The organism is Nostoc sp. UHCC 0251, assembly GCF_034932245.1.
Classification (GTDB): domain Bacteria; phylum Cyanobacteriota; class Cyanobacteriia; order Cyanobacteriales; family Nostocaceae; genus Nostoc.
The window spans coordinates 1-1,605 of record NZ_JAYGHD010000531.1; the positions used below are offsets into that span (position 1 = coordinate 1).

General features: G+C 44.9%; 2 protein-coding genes. Both read right to left on the minus strand.

All coding sequences use genetic code 11. From position 1 onward, the window contains the following. The coding region (locus VB740_RS36615; RefSeq protein ID WP_323204698.1) for a DUF6130 family protein at positions 1-240 on the minus strand (240 nt) is incomplete at its 3' end. Positions 241-495: 255 nt separating this feature from the next. Further along, on the minus strand, positions 496-1,413 hold the full coding sequence (locus VB740_RS36620; protein WP_323204699.1) for a DUF1838 domain-containing protein: 918 nt from the start codon (positions 1,411-1,413) through the stop codon (positions 496-498). Between the last annotated feature and the right edge of the window lie 192 nt (positions 1,414-1,605).

Below are 1,605 nucleotides of genomic sequence, written 5' to 3' on the forward strand. Positions count from 1 at the left end.
AATGAGTTTTGAAGCATTTCGTGACCGTTTGGCAAAAATATCGTTCAAATCACAGGCACCTTTGCCAAACACTGGCAACACACGCAAATTCTCCGTCCGGTACTGGATGAAGACGCGTCCCTGTGCTAGCGGTTCGGGAAGCGGTGGATCGACAATCAGCTTGGGTGGTGCTTCGTTTTCGATCGCAATCAATGGTGATGATCCGATAATATCCCTAGCGCTCGGTGTGTGGGTGTTCATAGCGTAAGTACCTGAAAGTAGTTTATATAACGATCTATTTGAAGGTGAAGTGGCGCAGAGTCATCGCTCCAGAGAAGCCATTAACGTTTCTTTGATGCGAGTTCCCAGACCGCAGTTGCAAATGCTTTCCGACAAGGCGATTGCAGGTATAAAGCACGGTAGAACCTTTAATTTCAGACACCTCAAATTAGAGGTTCTACTTCTAGACTCTGTGGAGATCGTGAGTGAGTTGAGATATCTAGAAGCAGCACAGGCTTATTGCTGACAAGGTTGGTTGCTCTGTGTCTCAGAAATGGGGAATTGATCGCCAGCAAGATAATTGTCAAAGTATTCGCGAAAGTAAGTCCAGGAAGTTTTGCTACTTGCAGCTAAATAGCAAGTAGGAGCCGTGCGATAAACTGGGACTCGTGATTTAATTTCTTGCTGAAGCAATGGGGAAAGCTCCTCGAATCTTTGCAATTTTCGAATACTAGCGCTGTAAACTAACTGTCCTGGTTTCCCTTTCATCTTCATCCAAGGTAGCCAGGGACTAATGCGATTCCAAGTGCCTGAAACATTCAGTACTGTAGGAACATTAGGCTGTTCGACTCTTGCTTTAGGAACTACAAACTTAAAAAATTCCCCAGCTTGATAGAGCGGTTCGGGACTATAGTCTTGAAACTTCGGATCGCTGGCTAGAACGTTAGGATAGGTGAGCGGAACATCCAGTGTGAGAATGAGATTTCTGCCAGCCGCAAAAGCGGGGAATCTCCCTTGTCCTAAGTTGTTCTGAACGGGATTATTAGCAACATGCACTACGGGCACTACTTCCCTTGTCCAAGGATTCTGCCAGCGATTAAGCACCTGATTCGTCTCTGGATCTAAATAGTACTGAAGTTCACGAGATGTTAATAACCATTGTCCTTGCTTATTCTGAAAGCAGCGTGCAACATTCATGCCGATGATACTAAATAACTTTCGCTGCTGTTCTTGAGGAACAAACGCATAAACAGAACCGCTCCATTCGAGATAGGTGTTCCGTGGATCGGTGGCACAGCGAGTCCGGACTAACTCTTGAATGTCAACCGTTTGTGTGTCTGAGTGGGTTTGAGCGCCACCTGGAGTTGGTTTTAAAGCTAAAACTGTAACGACGACTGTAGCCCAAAAGTACAGAAACTTAGTTTTACGTCTCATACCTTGAATCCTCGTTAAATTCTTGTTCATTTGCAAGAAGGTAAAGGTCTCGTTTACAGACTTAAACCTCTAAGGTTTTGGCATAACGGGAAACGATGCCTGCGGCGTTAAACTACGCATCCTATTGCAGATGTTTCGTAACTGCCTAGCTAGTAGTAATAGAGGAAAGAAAAACAGAGACATCACCTTCTA

Coding starts and splice junctions, on each gene's coding strand:
- VB740_RS36620 (WP_323204699.1), bottom strand. CDS start 1,413: ATGAGACGTAAAACTAAGTTTCTGTACTTTTGGGCTACAGTCGTCGTT.